Here is a 15,759-nt window from a genome sequence, read left to right as displayed (position 1 = left end):
TCAGGCGCGCGACCTGCGGCCGACTGCCAGCCAGGCCGTGCCGAGTGCCGCCAGCAGCAGGAACAACCCGGTCGCCAGGAGCGGGACGCGCCGGTCGCTGAGACCACTGCCGCCGCCCGCGTCGACGCCGCCGCTCGGTGTCGGGCCGGACGTGTCATCGGGTTCCGTGGTGTCCTCGGGCTCGGTCGGCCCGGTGCCGGGATCCGTGCCCGGCCCCGTGCTCTCACTCCCGTTCGGATCGGGGTCGGGCGCGGTCGAGCCGGACGGATCGGTGACCGGCGGCACCACGCTCGCCGACGGGTTCGTGCCGGCGGAGTTGCTCACCGACGGGTTGGACGGCCCCGGCTGGCCGGTGTTGTCCCCCGGGCTCCCGCACTGCGTCAGCAGGATCACCAGCAGGATCAACGCGAGGATGAGACCGACGGCGAGCGCCAGGATCCGGTTGCGCCGCGATGGCTGTGCATGGGATGGAGAGGACACGGGAGGCCTTTCACTCCAAACGGCGCATCCCGGATGGGATGTTGGCGTCACGTTAGTGACCCGGCCCGCCCGCCGCACCCGCCTGTCCGTGATCGGTCACTTCGGACTTTCAACCGCCCCGGACCGGCCCTCTCCACAAGATCGGGAGCGGCGGCGGGCCCCGCGCAACGACGTCGCGGGGGCGTGCAACGACGTCGCGGCGCGGCGACCCCCGCGCAAGGACGGGGGCGGGGGTGGTCAGCGCACATTGGAGTTGCGTGTGCGCTGGCTGGTGCCGTGACCGGTGCGGACGCGCACGCAACCTCAATGTGTGCGCCTATCGCTGCCGCCTGCCGCCTGCCGCCTGCCGCCTGCCGCCTGCCGCCTGCCGCCTGCCGCGTGCCGGTGGCGGCTAGCGGCGGGTGGCGGCGGTTCGCTGGCGTGCTGATTCGTAGAGGACGACCGTTGCGGCGGTCGCCGCGTTCAGGGAGCTGGCGGAGCCGGACATCGGGATCCGGACGAGCTGGTCGCACGCCTCGCGCCAGCCGGAGCTGAGGCCGGTGGTCTCGTTGCCGATCAGCATCAGGGTGGGCCGGGTGAAGTCGTGGTCGGCGGCGTCGAGGGTGCCGTGCTCGTCGGTCCCCACGATGCTCATGGCGACGCCGCCGGCGCGGACGCCGGCGACCCAGGACAGTACGGCCTGGTGAGAGGGGACCCGGACCACGGGCAGGGCGAACAGTGAGCCGGTGCTCGCCCGGACGGCTTTCGGGTCGTACACGTCGGCGGCGTGGCCGGTGATGATGACGCCGGAGGCGCCGAACGCGTCCGCGGACCGGATGAGGGTTCCGATGTTGCCGGGGCTGGCCGGCCGGTCGAAGACGACGGTGAGCATGGCCGGCCCGGCCGGGATGCGGCGCAGGTCGTCGTCCGGCAGCGCGACCACGGCGAGGAGCTCCGGAACGGTGTCGGCCTTGCCTCCCAGCTCGTGCATCAGCTCACGGGAGACGGCGATCTTCTCGGCCGGGACGGTGTCCAGGGTTTCGCGGGCCCAGTCGGACAGGTGAGCGCCGGCGTCGTGGAGCAGCTCCCGGATCTGCCAGCCGTGTTCGACGGCCATGCTGATCGGGCGCACACCCTGCACGAGGAACTCGCCGCGGCGCTGCCGCTTGGTCCGGTTGCCGAGGAGGGCTTCCCACTGCTGGAACCGCGCATTGCGGCCACTCACCCGCAGACCCACCGCCGACCCCGCCTCCGTCACCCCGCCGCATGCCCTGCCCGGCGTGCCGGATGCGACGAAACCGGCCCGCTCCGGCCACCGCGCCGGAATGGAGAAGGACCACAATTTACCGTGCGCTGCCCTCGGCGCACCGACGGGCCACACGCGGCTCCAGCGTCAGAGCACCAGGATCAGCACGGCGACCAGTGCCGCGTGTGTCAGCACCCCACCCGCCCCGAGACCAACCGCGAGCAGCCCGTCCCGGCGCGCCGCCGGGGACTCCTTGATCCCGCGCAAACCCATCAGGATCGCGTAGACCGAGCACAACAGCAGCGGATTGACCAGCAGGCTGACCGCACCCACCACCACCGCCCGCTTCGACGGCACAGCGGCCGCGGCCGGCGGCGTGACCACCGGCGCGGGCGAGGTGTACCCCAGCTGCGCCGAGACCGCGTCCATCGGCTGTGCGAGAAATGTGGTGCTCTGGGCGTACCCCGAAGAGGCTGACTGCGTCGCACCCAGCGTGGCCGACGGAGGCGCCGTAGGCGCGAACTGATCACCCGGAGCCTCGACCGTGTGCGCGCCCGGGAGCGGTTCACCGACCGGCTTGGTCGCGGGCCCGCCGCGCCAGCCCGCGGAGATCGTCGTCGGCGGCCGGGCCGTCGCGCCGGGTTGCACGTGCGAGGTCCACTCCTGGCCATCCCACCAGCGGGAGGCGGGCAGGCCGCTCGGGTCGGCGTACCATCCGGGGGGCGCCGGCGGCTGCGCAGGGCTCATGGTGTGGGTCCTTCTGTGTGGCATCCCAACGGCTGTGAGTCCCCATCGGCACCGCGCGCGAAGGCCTGAGAGCTTTGGGCGCGAAGAAAGGGTGCGGACTGCGGGACGGCCGCAATCCGCACCCTTCACGGGTGAGCGTCAGGCTTTGGTGATCTTCAGGTTGTCGACGGCCGCCTCGACGAGGGACGCCGTGCCCGCGTCCGCCGCCTCGACCTGGATCCGGATGGTCTGGCCGGCGTAGGACGACAGGTTCGCGGTGGCCGTCGCCCACGCCGCGGCCTTGTTCGCCGCCGAGGCCGTCTGCGTCAGGACCGTGGTGGTCGTGGAGCCGGAGACCACCCGCACCCGCAGGTAGTCGGCGGTCGTCGCGTTGTTGAGGTGGGCCAGGTACCAGGAGAGGCTGAGCGTCAGCGTCCCCGTCGGCAGGGTGATCGACGGCGAGAGCAGGGTCGAGATGCCGCCGTCCAGGTCGTTGGCGCCGGCGCTGGCACCCGCCGCCGCCCCGGTGATCAGCGCGTTGCTGCCGCTGGCCGCCGCGTCGAGCTGGGTCGCGACGCCGGAGCTGGTGGTCGCCGCCGGGTTGCCGCGTTCGAACCGGCCGGCGGTCGCGGTGTCCGAGGACAGCGCGGTCCAGGCGGTGGCGGTCTCCAGGTCGTCCGCCCAGACCGTGGTGCCGGTGGGCGGCGGTTCCGTCGTGCCGCCGTCGGCGAGGGTCCACACCGTGTAGGCGATGGCGTCGGAGTTCCGGTTCAGCGCGGTGTCGTTGATGTTCGTGATGGTGTCGCAGGACGCGTGGTAGCAGGGGTCGAAGCGGCCGGTGGTGCCGCCCCAGAGCTGGACCTGCGCGGACGTCTTGGAGCCCTCGGCACCGGTGAAGATGCCGCCCGCCGGGATGCCGGCGGAGATGAACGGGCCGTAGTCGCTGCGCCCGTCGAAGTCGGTGCCCCGCGTCGGTACGCCGATCGACGTGAAGTACGCCGCCAGCGTCTGCTCGATCTGCGCCGAGCCGGCCGGGCCGGGCCCGGAGCCGGTGCCGTCCGAGTTGTCACCGTCGTAGAGGAAGTAGCCCGGGTTCGGCGATCCGACCATGTCGAAGTTCAGGTAGCCGGTGATCGACGCCTTCTGCGCCGAGGACAGCGAGTTGACGTACGCCGTCGATCCCCGCAGGCCCAGCTCCTCCGCGCCCCACCAGCCGAAACGAAGGTGCCGGTCGGGCTGGAACCCGGTACGCGCGACCTGCAGCGCCACCTCGAGGTTGGCCGCCGAGCCGGAGCCGTTGTCGTTGATGCCCGGTCCGGCGGTGACGCTGTCCAGGTGCGCGCCGATCATCAGCGTGTCGCTGGTGTCGCCTCCCGGCCAGTCCGCGATCAGGTTGTAGCCGGTGGCGCCGCCGTAGGTGAACGACTGCTGGCTGGTGGTGAACCCGGCCGCGTCGAGCAGCCCCTTCACGTAGGTGACCGAGGCGAGGTACCCGGGCCGGCCGTGGGCGCGGTTGCCGCCGTTGGCGGTGGCGATGTTCTGGAACTGGGTCAGGTGCGCCTTCACGCTGGCGAGGGCGATGTCGGGCGGCGCGACGGCAGCCTGGGCCGGTGTGGCCGAGGCCAGGCCGGTGACCAGCGCAGCCACGCCGACAAGGGGCAGGGCTCGCTTCAAGAACGGGGCTCGCACGGGTTTTCCTCCGCGGGCTCGGTAACGGGCCGGCGCGGGGGTGGGCGCCGGCATCCGCCCGAGCATCGCATCGACGGAACCCAGGATCGTCATATCAATCGATACCTATCGTCCCGTGCGGATCGCGTTCCGTTGTTTCCCGACGTCGAACCGCTGCATCTCCATCCCTGGATGTCTAGGCTGCGGGAATCGCCCTGAGTCACGGCGACCACTGTGGCTCGAGAACGGAAGGCAGAGGATGCGAAGAATGCTGGCGGCCACCATCGCCGCCTCCGTGGGACTCCTGCTCGGTGCCGGTGTGATCCCGGCGGCGGCGCAGGCGCACGGTTCTCCCGCGGCCGGTGGTTACACGCCACCACCCATCGACTGGGGCACCTGCGCACGGCCGAGCCTGCAGGCTCGCGGCGCGCAGTGCGGTTTCCTGGTCGTACCCCTGGACTACGCGAAGCCCAAGGGCACCAAGATCAAGGTCGCGGTCTCCCGGATCAAGCACAAGTCGGCTGACACCGAGTACCAGGGCGTCATGCTGACCAACCCGGGTGGCCCGGGCGGTTCCGGTCTGGGTCTCGCCACGCTGGGCGGGGCGATCCCGAACGGTGCCGGCGACTTCTACGACTGGATCGGCTTCGACCCGCGCGGTGTCGGCTCCAGCGTCCCGGCCCTGAGCTGTGACCCGGAGTACACCGGTTACAACCGGCCGTTCTACGTGCCGATCACCCGGTCGATCGAGAAGACCTGGCTGGCCAAGGCCAAGGGGTACGCCGAGGCCTGCGACGCGGCCGGCGGCGACCTGCTCGATCACCTGCGGACCACCGACACGATCGCTGACATGGAGAGCCTGCGGAAGGCCCTCGGTGAAAAGAAGATCAACTTCTACGGCTTCTCGTACGGGACATATCTGGGCCAGGTCTACGCGACCCTGCACCCCGATCGGGTCCGCCGGATGGTCTTCGACGGTGTGGTCAACCCCGAGCGCGTCTGGTACGACGCGAACCTCGACCAGGACGTCCAGTTCGACAAGAACATGGACGTCTACTTCGCCTGGATCGCCAAGTACGACGCGGTCTACCACCTCGGCACGTCCGCCAGGGTGGTCAAGCAGAAGTACTACGCGACCCTGTACTCGCTGATCAAGACGCCGGCGGCCGGCAAGATCGGCCCGGCGGAGTGGAACGACATCTTCGTCTCGGCCGGCTACTACGTCTACGGCTGGGAGTCGGTGGCCGAGGCGTTCTCGGCCTGGGTCAACAACAAGGACGCGGAGGGCCTGCTCGCGCTCTTCGGCGAGCCCGGCGGCCCCGGCGCCGACAACGGCACCGCGGTCTACCTGGCCGTCCAGTGCACCGACGTGCAGTGGCCGAAGAAGTGGTCCACCTGGCAGCGGGACAACTGGCGCATCCACGCCAAGCACCCGTTCATGACGTGGAACAACGCCTGGTTCAACGCGCCGTGCCTGTTCTGGGGTGCCAAAGCCGGCAAGCCGGTCGAGGTGAACGGCAAGAAGGCGCCGGAGATCCTGATGATCGCCGAGACCAACGACGCCGCCACGCCGTACTCCGGTGCTCTGGAGGTGCGCAAGCGCTTCCCGAAGTCGGTGCTGATCGAGGGCGTCGGCGGTACCACGCACTCCGGCTCGCTGAGCGGGATCGCGTGCACCGACGACACCATCGCGGCGTACCTGGCCACCGGCGAGCTGCCGGACCGGGTCCGCGGCAACCGGTCCGACCTGAAGTGCGACCCGGTTCCGCAGCCGGATCCGACCGCCGCCGCGGCGACGGCCAAGTCGTTCTCCGGTGCGGGTGACGCCCGCGCCGAGGTGCGTGCCGAGCTGGAAGCAGCGATCACCAAGCGCTGATGTCGAGACGGCCCGGACATCCGAGGGGTGTCCGGGCCGTCCTTCTACGCGGCGTTCTTCTTGGCCAGCTGGATCTGCTCGTAGACGCGGGTCCGCAGCTCGATGAACTTCGGATCCGCCCGGGTGTGCAGCTGGTCCCGCTCGTCCGGCAGGTCGATCGTCAGCTCGTCCTGCACCACAGTCGGCGACGACGAGAGCATCACCACCCGCTGCCCCAGGTACACCGACTCGTCGATGTCGTGGGTGACGAACAGGATCGTCACGTTCAGCCGCTTCCACAGCCGCCGGACCAGGTCCTCCAGGTCGGCGCGGGTCTGCGCGTCGACAGCCGCGAACGGCTCGTCCATCAGCAGCGTCTGCGGCTCGTACGCGACCGCGCGGGCGATCGCCACCCGCTGCTGCATGCCACCGGAGAGCTGCCACGGGAACGCCGCGGCCGTGCCTGTCAGTCCTACCGCGTCCAGTGACTGCTCCACCAGCTGCTTGCGTCGGGCTCGCCCGACACCTTTTTGCTTGAGCGGCAGCTCCACGTTGTCCCGCACGCTCATCCAGGGGAACAGGCTTCGGCCGTACTCCTGAAAGACGACGGCCATGCCCGGCGGCGGACCGTCGACCGCCTTGCCGTTGACCTTCACGTCGCCGCCGGTGGGGTCCAGCAGGCCGGAGACGCAGCGCAGCAGCGTCGTCTTGCCGCAGCCGGACGGGCCGACCAGGCAGACCATCTCACCGCTCTGGACGGTGAAGGTGAGGTCGCGCAGCGCCTCCACCTCACGGCTGCCGGAACGGTAGACCTTCCGCAGGCCCTTGACCTCGAGCATCGTCAACCTCCTAACGTGTGCGCTGCGCCGCGCGCAGGCCCTCGTACCACCGCAGCGCCCGCCGCTCGGCGAGCCGGAAAAGCAGCGACAGCACGAAGCCGAGCAGGCCGAGCAGGATGATCCCGCTCCACATCTCGGGGATCGCGAAGCTGCGCTGGAACTGGACGATGGTGAAGCCCAGGCCGTTGCTCGCCGCGAACATCTCGCTGATCACCATCAGGATGATCGCGATGGACAGTGCCTGGCGCAGTCCGGCCGCGATCTGCGGGCTCGCCGACGGCAGGATCACCCGGGTGATCCGGGCCGGGCCGGTCACCCCGTAGGCGCGGGCGGTGTCCAGCACGACGCTGTCCACCGCGCGGACCCCCTCGACGGTGTTGAGCAGGATCGGCCAGACGCAGCCGAAAACGATCACGATCACCTTCATGCCGTCACCGATGCCGGCGAACAGCATGATGACCGGGACCAGGACCGGCGGCGGGATGGCCCGGAAGAACTCCAGGACCGGCTCCACGGTGGCGCGCAACCGCCGGTTCATGCCGATCGCCAGGCCCATCGTCACGCCGAGGACGGCGGCCAGGGCATAGCCGGCCGCGAGGCGCAGCAGGCTCGGCACGACGTCGGTGCCGATCCGGTCGGCCGTCCAGGTCTCGCCGAACGCCGCCAGGATGTCGCGCAGCGGGGGAGCGTAGAAGCTCTCGCTGCTGTCGCTGAGCAGGAACCATCCGGCGAACAGCACCACCGGCAGGCCGATCGCGAGCAGAATCTTCTTCAGTACGCCCATCAGATGGCCATCTCCCCGCGCACCGACTGATGCCAAGCGAGCAGGCGGCGCTCGCCGGTACGAGCCAGCAGGTTGATCACGACGCCGAGCAGGCCGGTGACGACGATCAGCGCGTACATGGTGGGCACCGCGTCGGAGGCCTGCGCGACGGCGATCTCCTTGCCCAGGCCGGGAGCGCCGATCACCAGCTCGGCGGTGATCGCGAGGACCAGCGCCACCGAGGCGGCGAGGCGGACACCGGTGAAGACGTACGGCAGGGCGGTCGGCCAGAGCACGTACCGCACCCGGGCCCACGCGGAGAACCGGAAGCTGCGGGCGGTCTCGTACGCGACCGGGTCGACGTCGGCCACCCCGTACAGCACCTGCACGAGAACCTGCCAGAAGGCGGCGTAGCAGACGAGCATCAGGGTGGAGCCGATCTCGGTGCCGTAGAGCAGCACCGCGAGCGGGATCAGCGCGACCGACGGGATCGGCCGGAGGAACTCGACAGTGGAGGCGGTCAGCTCGCGCAGCACCGGCACGGAGCCGATCACGAGGCCGGCCAGCACCCCCGCGCCGACCGCGATGGCCAGGCCGAGCGCCCACGCGACAAGGGTGTCGCCGAGCGACGCCCAGAACGCCGGATTGCCGGTCTCGCCGGCCAGGGCGGCCACGATCCGGCTGGTCGGCGGCAGGTACCGGTCGTCGACCAGGCCCAGGCGCGGTAAGAGTTCGACGAGAAGGAGCAACCCGGCCAGCCCGGCCCCGCCCAGAACAACGGGATGACCGAGCCAGGCCGGGTAGCCACGGCGTGCCGATGTCACGGGAGGAGCTTCTCCAGGTCCGGGCTGCCCTCGAAGATGCCGTCCTGGGAACCGAGCTTGGCGAGCGTCTCGACCGAGGCCTTGTTGATCTCGGTGGGCCACTTCGGCAGCACCAGCTTGGCGCCGAGCGCCGGGTCGATCTTCGTGTAGGTGCTGAGCGAGGCGCGGACCTCGTCGGGGTGGGCGTCGGCGTACGCCAGCGACTCGTTGATCCCGTCGGTGAAGCGCTTGACCAGGTCGGCGTCGTCGGCGATCAGCTTCTCCGAGGCGAAGTACGCGGCGACCGTCAGGTTCGGCGCGGCGTCGACGAAGGTGGAGGCCACCTCGCGCCCGCCGGCCGCCTTGATCGTGGACAGCTGCGGCTCGACCACCCAGGACGCGTCGACGTCGCCCTTCTCGAGGGCCGCCTGCATGTTCGGGAACGGCATCTCGACGAAGTTGACGTTGGCGCCGTCGCCGCCGGCCTTGCGGACCGACTCGCGGGTGACGGTGTCACCGATGTTCTTCAGCGTGTTCACCGAGACCTTCTTGCCGACCAGGTCGGCGGCGGTCTTGATCGGGCTGTCCTTCTTCACCACGACGGCGCCGAAGTCCTTGCCCTGCTCACCGACGGAGGCCACGCCGGCCGCGACAGCCTTGATCGGCACGTTCTTGGTCTGGGCGATCATCAGCGAGGTGAAGTTGCTGAAGCCGAACTGGAACTGGCCGCTGACCACGCCGGGCACGATCGCCGCGCCGCCCTGACCGGCTTCCATGGTCAGCTCGATGTTCCGGCTCTTGAAGAACCCCTTCTGCTGGCCCAGATAGATCGGTGCCACGTCGATGATGGGGATGACGCCGACCTTCACGTTGTCGACTCCGCCGGTATCACCCGAGTCACCGGAGTCACCGGACGTGCCACACGCCGCGAGGAAACCGGCGAGCGCTGCCACCACGATCCCCGTGAGGAGACGCCGCATATCTACTCCTTCAAATTGTGTGCGCTCTACGAACACGAGTTCTCAGACAGAACGCTATGATGTGCCCCGTGTCACGTCAACGATTGCTTTCGATCTTCTGATGCCGCGCGAACCGTACTACGTTCAGTCGCTGGAGCGAGGGCTCGCAGTAATCCGTGCATTCGACGCACAACATCGCGAACTGACCCTCAGTGACGTCGCGCGCGCGTGCGGCCTGACCCGTGCGGCGGCACGCCGATTCCTGCTCACGCTCACTGATCTGGGCTACACGCGGACCGACGGCCGGCTGTTCTCCCTGGCACCTCGCGTGCTCGAGCTCGGGTACTCGTACCTCTCCAGCCTGTCGCTTCCCGAGGTTGCCGAGCCGCACCTGGAGCACCTCGTCGCGCAGGTCCGCGAGTCCTCCTCGATGTCGGTGCTCGACGGCGACGACATCGTCTACGTCGCCCGCGTCCCGACCAGCAGGATCATGCGGGTCGCCATCAACGTCGGTACGAGGTTCCCGGCGTACGCGACATCGATGGGCCGTGTCCTGCTCGCCGCCCTGCCCATCGACGAGCTTGAGGCCTATCTCACACGGGCGAAGCTGGAGCCGCTCACCGACCGCACCCTCACCTCCGCGGCCGCCCTGCGCGCCGAGCTCGACCGGGTCCGCGCCCAGGGCTACGCGATCGTCGACCAGGAACTCGAGGAGGGACTGCGGGCCCTCGCCGCGCCGATCCGGGACCGCAACGGTCGCGCGGCGGGCGCGGTCAACGTCTCGGTGCACGCCGCCCGGGCCACCGTCGACGACATCCGCGAACGGCTGCTGCCCCCGCTGCTCGCCGCCACCGCGGCGATCGAGGCGGACCTGCGGATCGCCTCACCCGGCGCGTAGCCTGACCGCCGTGCTCAGAAGAGTCGCCGCCGGTGCCGCCGCCAGCCTGCTGATCTCCGCCCTGATCCTGGCCGCGTTCGTCCGGCCCTGGCAGCGGCCCGACCCGGTCGGCGACGTGGTTCCGGGCGGGGTGAGCCTGCCGTGGATGTGGCAGGCCACCGTGCGGATGGACCCGCCCGGCCCGGCGTCAGTCCTGATCGGCGGCGACACCGCGGGTTTCCAGGGCGCCGACTTCTACGACTCCGAGGGCAAGATCGCCGCGGTCGGCCGGGGCGGGAAGTACCGCACTCTGCTGTACGGCGGCAAGAACACGATCATCGCCGGCGAGGACGTGCTGCTCTCCCCGGACGGGCGCCGCGCCGCCCAGGAGTACCTGGTGGACTCGACGGAGAGCGGGACCGGGCTCGACATCGTCGATCTGACCACCGGCCGCAGCACGCTCTACCGCGGCGGGCAGCCGGAGGGGCGATGCTGCGTCCCGGTGGCGTGGGCGCCGGACGGGCAGTCGATGCTCGTCGAGGTTTACGACAGGGCGCCGTTCGAGTCCGACACCGCGACCATGCGGCTGGCGCTGCTCGATCTGGCGACTGATCGCCTGGTGGTGCTCGGCGCCAGCCACGACGCCTGGGAGAACATCCGCACGGCCTCGCGTGGCGCGTTCAGCCCGGACGGGCAGCTGATGGCGATCACCGAGGGGCAGACGGTGAAGCTTGTCGACCGTACGGGGAAAATGCTCTGGAATGCCGGACTGCCGGACCGGCAGTACCTGGCCGGCGCCGGAGCCTTCAGCGACGACGGCACGCGCATCGCGATCGCCGGCCTCGACGGCTGCCTCCAGGACTGCGACGAGCCGGCGCTCGCCGCCCGGCGCTGGACGATCGGCTACCTCGACGCCGCCACCGGCCGCCCCGCGACCGGCCCGGCGCTCGCGACGATCACCGGGTCCGCGATCCGCGCGCTCGGCTGGAGCCAGGGCCGTGACCTGGTCGTCCTGCGCTACGAGCCGGAGGACGATGCCGAGCGCCTCCCGGCGAACACCTACTGGAACGACACCGGCTGGGAGGAGACCGGCCACATCACGCTGCTGGTCCTGGAACCCGGCGGCGGCACCCGCACCCTGCTCGACCCACCGGACGGCGTCCTCACCATGGACGTGGCCCGCGACCTTCTCTCGGCCGGCCACTTCGGCGGCCCCGAACCGCGCGCCGGCCCCTTCCCGGCCCGCTCCATCGCCGCCCTCGTCCTGATCCCCCTCGCCCTGGCACTCTCCCTCGCCACCGGCCTCCTACTCCTCCTGACCCACCACCTCCGCACCCGCCGCCCCCGCTCCCGCCGCCCCGCCTGAAAATCCAGCTGGCACTGAGCGGGGCCGAAACGGCTCGGAGGCACCTCTGACGGCCAGCTGGCTCTGAGCGGGGCCGAAACGGCTCGGGGGCACCTCTGACGGCCAGCTGGTTGTGAGCGGGGTCGAGACGGCTTGGCGGCGGCGGTGAGAGCTGTTGGGGAGCCACGCGCTTCAGCCCGGCGGGCGCGCTGCGGCCGTGACCAGGCAGGCGATCGCGTGAACAGTGGAGAGCCCTGCGCCGACCGTACGAAAAAAGGTCACGCAGCGGGATGGAGCTGCGCCTCGGAATGGAGCACCGCGGTGCCGGGCAGTCTCTTCGCCGCGTACATCGCGGCGTCCGCCCGCCGCAGCAGCTCGCCCGGATCCGCGCCCGCGACGCCGCGGGCGAGCCCGATGCTCGCGCGGACATGGAGCCGGTGGCCGTGCGCGACCACCGGATCCCGCCGCAGCGACTCGGCGATGAGCTCGGCCACCCTGGTCGCCTCGGCGCGCTCGGCACCCGCCAGGACCAGCACGAACTCGTCGCCGCCCAGACGCGCGGCGGTGTCGCCGGGCCGGATGTTGTCGCGCAGCACCTCGGCGACGGTGGTCAGCAGCAGGTCACCGGTCTCGTGGCCGTAGGTGTCGTTGACCTCCTTGAAGCCGTCGAGATCGAGCAGCGCGACGTGTGTCGGGCCGTCCTCGGTGAGGCAGCCGGCGAGGCGGCGCTGGAACAGGGCCCGGTTGGCGAGGCCGGTGAGGGCGTCGTGGCTCGCGGCGTGATCGACCTGGGCGAGCAGGCGGCTGTTGTCGCGCAGGGCGGACATCTGCCGCGCGACCACCACCGCGGTCAGCGCGACGGCGCTGAACGCCAGGATCACGATGTCGCCGCCGCCGCTCCACGCCTCCCAGAGCAGCAGCCCGTCCACGGCCGCGACCGCGGTGTAGGGCAGCACGCTGTAGGGACGGCGCCGCTTGGTGACGGCCCGAGCGCGGACAGCTGCGGGCAGCCGCCACTGCGCGTGCGCGGCGAGCGCGGCCAGGCAGAAGACCGCCGGAAGGTGCAGCTGATTGACGTAGAGCCGCTCGTCGACGGCCGTGACCAGCGGCTGGAACATCGGTGCCAGCGCGCCGATGAAGACACCGGTGGCGAGGAACCGCAGGCCGCGGTCGTCGACCGCCGAGTAGTCAGCGAGGATCACCTTGGCCAGCGCGAACACCGCGAGGATGGCGAGCACGCAGAGGATCAGCGAGGTGATCACCGGCGGGGTGAGCCCGGCGGCGACCGCCTGCCGGGTGCCGAAGTGCCAGATGAAGACGGCCGCGGCCAGGGCCACGCTGCCGGCGTCCAGGATCACCCGGGCCAGCGCTCCGCGCTTGTCGTTGCCGACGGGCAGGCGGCTGAGCGCATAGCTCAGGACGAGGATGCCGGCGCCGTCGAGGGCGAGCATCAACGGGCCGGTGTAGGAGGTGCGCACCCCCGGGTGGCTGAGCACGTCGATCGCCTGCGCGCTCTGACCGGCACCGATGAGCAGGGGTACGGGGGACAGGTGCCGCCAGAACCGTTGCGTGGGCTCCGGCAGCCGCGGGTTCCGTGAGGTGAGCCAGAAGACGACAGTGACGAGCGGAGCGATGCACGGGATCGTCGCCCACAGCAGCATCGGCGGGCCGACCGGGTGCACCATGTTCACCGCGAACCAGGCGACGGCGACGGCGAACAGGCCGATGCAGGCGCGGATGGCCGGACGAGTCCCGTTCGTCATCGAGTCCTTCCCGTTCCGCCGGTCGATTGACTCAGACAGCTTCGGCAGGTTGCGGGGGGAGTTGAGGCCCGCTGGTTCCTCAATTTCGAGGTGTATCAGCCGAAAAGACGGACTGTGACGGACTTGCGGCTCCGCACGTGGTGGCGGGTGTGGCCCGGCGGGATCGCCGCCGCGCTGGCCTACGCCCTGCTGCCGTACGGCTGGTTCGCCGTGATCATCGCCGCCGTCATCGCGCTGGCCGCGTGCGTCGTGATGGTGGTCGCCGCCCGCTGGTACCTCTTCGCCGCCGGTGTCTTCTGCTGGGTGCTCGGTGACCTCGTCTACGCCTACTACGTGCTGGCTCGCGGAAGTGCGCCCTATCCGTCCCTGGCGGACGCCCTCTACCTGGGCGCCTATCCGTTGCTGACCGTGGCGCTGTACCTGCGGACCCGGCAGCGCGGCGCGATCCGGTCCGGCAACCTGATCGACTCGGCGATCATCGCGGTGGCGGTGGGCATCGTCTACTGGACGTTCCTGATCGAGCCGATAGTGACGGACGGATCGGCGCCGCTGCTGAGCCGGGTGGTGACGGCCGGCTACATCAGCGTCGGCGTGCTGCTCTGCGCGGTGATCGTGCCGATCCTGCTGCGGCGCGGGCCGCGTACCCCCAGCCTCTGGCTGCTGACCGCCGGCAGCGCGCTCACGCTGGTCTGCAACGTCGTCTACACGCTGCTCCCCTCGATCCAGGCCTCCGCCGCGGGTCCGCTGCTCTTCGCCGGTTACCTGTGCGCCTACACACTGTGGGCCGCTGCTGCGGCGCATCCCTCCGCGGCACACCGGTACGCGTCCGAGCCCGACAGCATGGGAGGCCGCCGCCTGATCGTGCTGACCGCCAGCATGCTGCTGGTCCCGGCGGTCCTGCTGGTGCAGGGCGAGCGCAACGGCGGAACGCTGAGCTGGGCCGCCGTCGGGTTCGGCTCGATGGCCCTGTTCGTGCTCGTCGCCACCCGCATGTACGGCTACATCGCCCGCGTCGACACCCAGGCCGAGCAGCTGCGGATCCTGGCGATGCGCGACGACCTCACCGGGCTGCCCAACCGGCGCGACTTCGAGCGGCTCGCCGCCAAGGCCGTCGAGGAGGGCTGCTGCCACCTGATCATGATCGACCTGGCCGGGTTCAAGCACGTCAACGACCGTCTCGGCCGCGGCGCCGGTGACCAGGCGCTGGTGGCCGTCGCCGGGCTGCTGCGCGATTACGTCCGCGATCACGACGTGGTGGCCCGGATGGGCGCCGACGAGTTCGCGGTGCTGGTCTGCGACACCCTGCCCGGCGACGGTGACAGGGTGTCCGACCGGCTTCTCGAACTGCTGCGCCACCCGGTCCAGGCCGGTGAGCACGAGCTGCTGCTCAACGCTCGCCTCGGCGTCGCGGAGGCGTCCGGTGACATCACCGCCGGTGAGCTGGTCCGCCGGGCCGACACCGCCCGGTACGCGGCCAAGGCCTCCGGCGGGCAGCTCGTCACCTACAGCGCCGAACTGGACGAGCGTGCCGAAGCCGCCGAACGGCTCGGCGCCGATCTGCGGCACAGCCTCGACGACGGTGACTTCCACGTCGTCTACCAGCCGATCATCGAGCTGCGGGGCGGCCGGGTGGCGGCGGTCGAGGCCCTGGTGCGATGGGAGCATCCGGTGCGCGGGCCGGTCAGCCCGGTCGCGTTCATCCCGGCGGCCGAGGACAACGGGCTGATCGTCGAGCTGGGGGAGTGGGTGATGCGGACCGCCTGCCGGCAGTTCGCCGTGTGGCGCCGCGAGCTCGGGCTGCGCGCGCCCCAGTACGTCAGCGTCAACGTCTCCGCCCGCCAGCTCAACGAACCCGGCTTCCCGGACGTGGTGATCGGTATCCTCGCCGGCGCCGGTGTGGATCCGGAGTCGCTGCTGGTCGAGGTCACCGAGACGGCCCTGTTCGCCGGGCGCACGGCGATCGAGGCGGTGGAGACCCTGCACCGGGCCGGCGTGCGGATCGCCCTCGACGACTTCGGTACCGGTCACTCCTCGCTCGGGTTGCTGCGCACGGTCCCGGTGGACGTCCTGAAGGTCGACAAGTCGTTCGTCGACGAGATCACCGCAGGCGGTGAACGCGCCGTGATCGTGGACGCGCTGATCCACGTGAGCAACGGGCTGGGCCTGCGGGCGGTGGCTGAGGGGGTGGAGACCGCGGAGCAGGCGGGCTATCTGCGGGACCTGGGTTATCAGTACGCCCAGGGCTACCACTTCGGCCGCCCGGTGCCGTCGCCGAGCTTCGAGCCGTTCCCGGAGCCCGCCGCCCGGGTGTGAGAACCCGGCCCGGCCCGGCCCCGGGTCAGCTCAGCGGGGTCCGGCCCGGGTCAGCTCAGCGGGGCCCGGCCCGGGTCAGCTCAGCGGGGCCCGGCCCGGGTCAGCTCAGCGGGGCCCGGCCCGGGTCAGCTCAGCGGGGCCCG

The 15,759-nt window shown here is 70.9% G+C and carries 13 protein-coding genes; 4 read left to right on the top strand and 9 right to left on the bottom strand.

Translation table 11 applies throughout. The features are described from left to right. The 4 genes from ACFQV6_RS14485 to ACFQV6_RS14470 all read right to left on the bottom strand — a co-directional run bounded on the left by ACFQV6_RS14485 (window position 1) and on the right by ACFQV6_RS14470 (window position 4,174). A complete protein-coding gene (locus ACFQV6_RS14485; protein WP_378027971.1) occupies window positions 1-480 on the bottom strand; it encodes a hypothetical protein in 480 nt (159 codons plus the stop codon). 391 nt (window positions 481-871) lie between these two features. Further along, entirely contained in the window at window positions 872-1,690 is an 819-nt protein-coding gene (locus ACFQV6_RS14480) for an RNA methyltransferase (RefSeq protein WP_378028103.1), read from the bottom strand. 162 nt (window positions 1,691-1,852) lie between these two features. Then, window positions 1,853-2,452 (bottom strand): DUF2510 domain-containing protein, encoded by a 600-nt coding sequence (locus ACFQV6_RS14475; protein ID WP_378027970.1) that lies wholly within the window; start codon window positions 2,450-2,452, stop codon window positions 1,853-1,855. A gap of 138 nt (window positions 2,453-2,590) precedes the next feature. Next, window positions 2,591-4,174: a M28 family metallopeptidase gene (locus ACFQV6_RS14470; RefSeq protein ID WP_378028102.1), complete on the bottom strand. Its 1,584-nt coding sequence runs from the start codon at window positions 4,172-4,174 to the stop codon at window positions 2,591-2,593. 184 nt (window positions 4,175-4,358) lie between these two features. On the opposite strand from ACFQV6_RS14470, the gene ACFQV6_RS14465 reads away from it, so the two are divergent. Next, window positions 4,359-5,975, top strand: coding sequence for an alpha/beta hydrolase (locus ACFQV6_RS14465; RefSeq protein WP_378027969.1), 1,617 nt, complete (start codon window positions 4,359-4,361; stop codon window positions 5,973-5,975). A 44-nt stretch (window positions 5,976-6,019) separates the two neighbouring features. Here the strand turns inward: ACFQV6_RS14465 and ACFQV6_RS14460 are convergent, their stop codons facing one another. The 4 genes from ACFQV6_RS14460 to ACFQV6_RS14445 are packed head-to-tail and all read right to left on the bottom strand — an operon-like array spanning window position 6,020 to window position 9,339. Continuing rightward, window positions 6,020-6,793 (bottom strand): ABC transporter ATP-binding protein, encoded by a 774-nt coding sequence (locus tag ACFQV6_RS14460; protein ID WP_378027968.1) that lies wholly within the window; start codon window positions 6,791-6,793, stop codon window positions 6,020-6,022. Window positions 6,794-6,803: 10 nt separating this feature from the next. After that, window positions 6,804-7,577, bottom strand: a complete 774-nt coding sequence (locus ACFQV6_RS14455) for an ABC transporter permease (RefSeq protein WP_378027967.1) — start codon at window positions 7,575-7,577, stop codon at window positions 6,804-6,806. Continuing rightward, the gene (locus ACFQV6_RS14450; RefSeq protein ID WP_378027966.1) at window positions 7,577-8,380 is read right to left on the bottom strand and encodes an ABC transporter permease; all 804 of its coding nucleotides are present in this window, start codon (window positions 8,378-8,380) and stop codon (window positions 7,577-7,579) included. The genes ACFQV6_RS14455 and ACFQV6_RS14450 overlap by 1 nt, the downstream gene beginning before the upstream one ends. Further along, window positions 8,377-9,339 carry an ABC transporter substrate-binding protein gene (locus ACFQV6_RS14445; RefSeq protein ID WP_378027965.1) on the bottom strand — a complete coding sequence of 321 codons (963 nt, stop codon included), beginning with the start codon at window positions 9,337-9,339 and terminating at the stop codon, window positions 8,377-8,379. The genes ACFQV6_RS14450 and ACFQV6_RS14445 overlap by 4 nt, the downstream gene beginning before the upstream one ends. 100 nt (window positions 9,340-9,439) lie before the next feature. Between ACFQV6_RS14445 and ACFQV6_RS14440 the strand changes: the two genes are divergently transcribed. Together ACFQV6_RS14440 and ACFQV6_RS14435 are read left to right on the top strand one after the other, a co-directional pair. Further along, window positions 9,440-10,216, top strand: coding sequence for an IclR family transcriptional regulator C-terminal domain-containing protein (locus ACFQV6_RS14440; protein ID WP_378027964.1), 777 nt, complete (start codon window positions 9,440-9,442; stop codon window positions 10,214-10,216). Window positions 10,217-10,226: 10 nt separating this feature from the next. Further along, on the top strand, window positions 10,227-11,561 hold the full coding sequence (locus tag ACFQV6_RS14435) for a WD40 repeat domain-containing protein (RefSeq protein ID WP_378027963.1): 1,335 nt from the start codon (window positions 10,227-10,229) through the stop codon (window positions 11,559-11,561). A 257-nt stretch (window positions 11,562-11,818) separates the two neighbouring features. On the opposite strand, the gene ACFQV6_RS14430 is transcribed toward ACFQV6_RS14435, so the two are convergent. Further along, window positions 11,819-13,303 (bottom strand): diguanylate cyclase domain-containing protein, encoded by a 1,485-nt coding sequence (locus ACFQV6_RS14430; RefSeq protein WP_378027962.1) that lies wholly within the window; start codon window positions 13,301-13,303, stop codon window positions 11,819-11,821. Between the two features lie 114 nt (window positions 13,304-13,417). Between ACFQV6_RS14430 and ACFQV6_RS14425 the strand changes: the two genes are divergently transcribed. Further along, on the top strand, window positions 13,418-15,616 hold the full coding sequence (locus ACFQV6_RS14425) for a putative bifunctional diguanylate cyclase/phosphodiesterase (protein WP_378027961.1): 2,199 nt from the start codon (window positions 13,418-13,420) through the stop codon (window positions 15,614-15,616). Window positions 15,617-15,759: the final 143 nt, after the last annotated feature.

Source organism: Actinoplanes sp. GCM10030250 (assembly GCF_042666575.1).
Taxonomy (GTDB): domain Bacteria; phylum Actinomycetota; class Actinomycetes; order Mycobacteriales; family Micromonosporaceae; genus Actinoplanes.
The sequence above is the reverse complement of the archived record's forward strand: the minus strand, read 5'-3'. Positions and strand labels throughout refer to the sequence as shown.

Excerpts from the sequence above, each read along its gene's own strand:
- ACFQV6_RS14475 (WP_378027970.1), bottom strand. The coding sequence starts at position 2,452 with ATGAGCCCTGCGCAGCCGCCGGCGCCCCCCGGATGGTACGCCGACCCG.
- ACFQV6_RS14470 (WP_378028102.1), bottom strand. The coding sequence starts at position 4,174 with ATGCCGGCGCCCACCCCCGCGCCGGCCCGTTACCGAGCCCGCGGAGGA.
- ACFQV6_RS14465 (WP_378027969.1), top strand. The coding sequence starts at position 4,359 with ATGCGAAGAATGCTGGCGGCCACCATCGCCGCCTCCGTGGGACTCCTG.
- ACFQV6_RS14460 (WP_378027968.1), bottom strand. The coding sequence starts at position 6,793 with ATGCTCGAGGTCAAGGGCCTGCGGAAGGTCTACCGTTCCGGCAGCCGT.
- ACFQV6_RS14455 (WP_378027967.1), bottom strand. The coding sequence starts at position 7,577 with ATGGGCGTACTGAAGAAGATTCTGCTCGCGATCGGCCTGCCGGTGGTG.
- ACFQV6_RS14445 (WP_378027965.1), bottom strand. The coding sequence starts at position 9,339 with ATGCGGCGTCTCCTCACGGGGATCGTGGTGGCAGCGCTCGCCGGTTTC.
- ACFQV6_RS14440 (WP_378027964.1), top strand. The coding sequence starts at position 9,440 with ATGCCGCGCGAACCGTACTACGTTCAGTCGCTGGAGCGAGGGCTCGCA.
- ACFQV6_RS14430 (WP_378027962.1), bottom strand. The coding sequence starts at position 13,303 with ATGACGAACGGGACTCGTCCGGCCATCCGCGCCTGCATCGGCCTGTTC.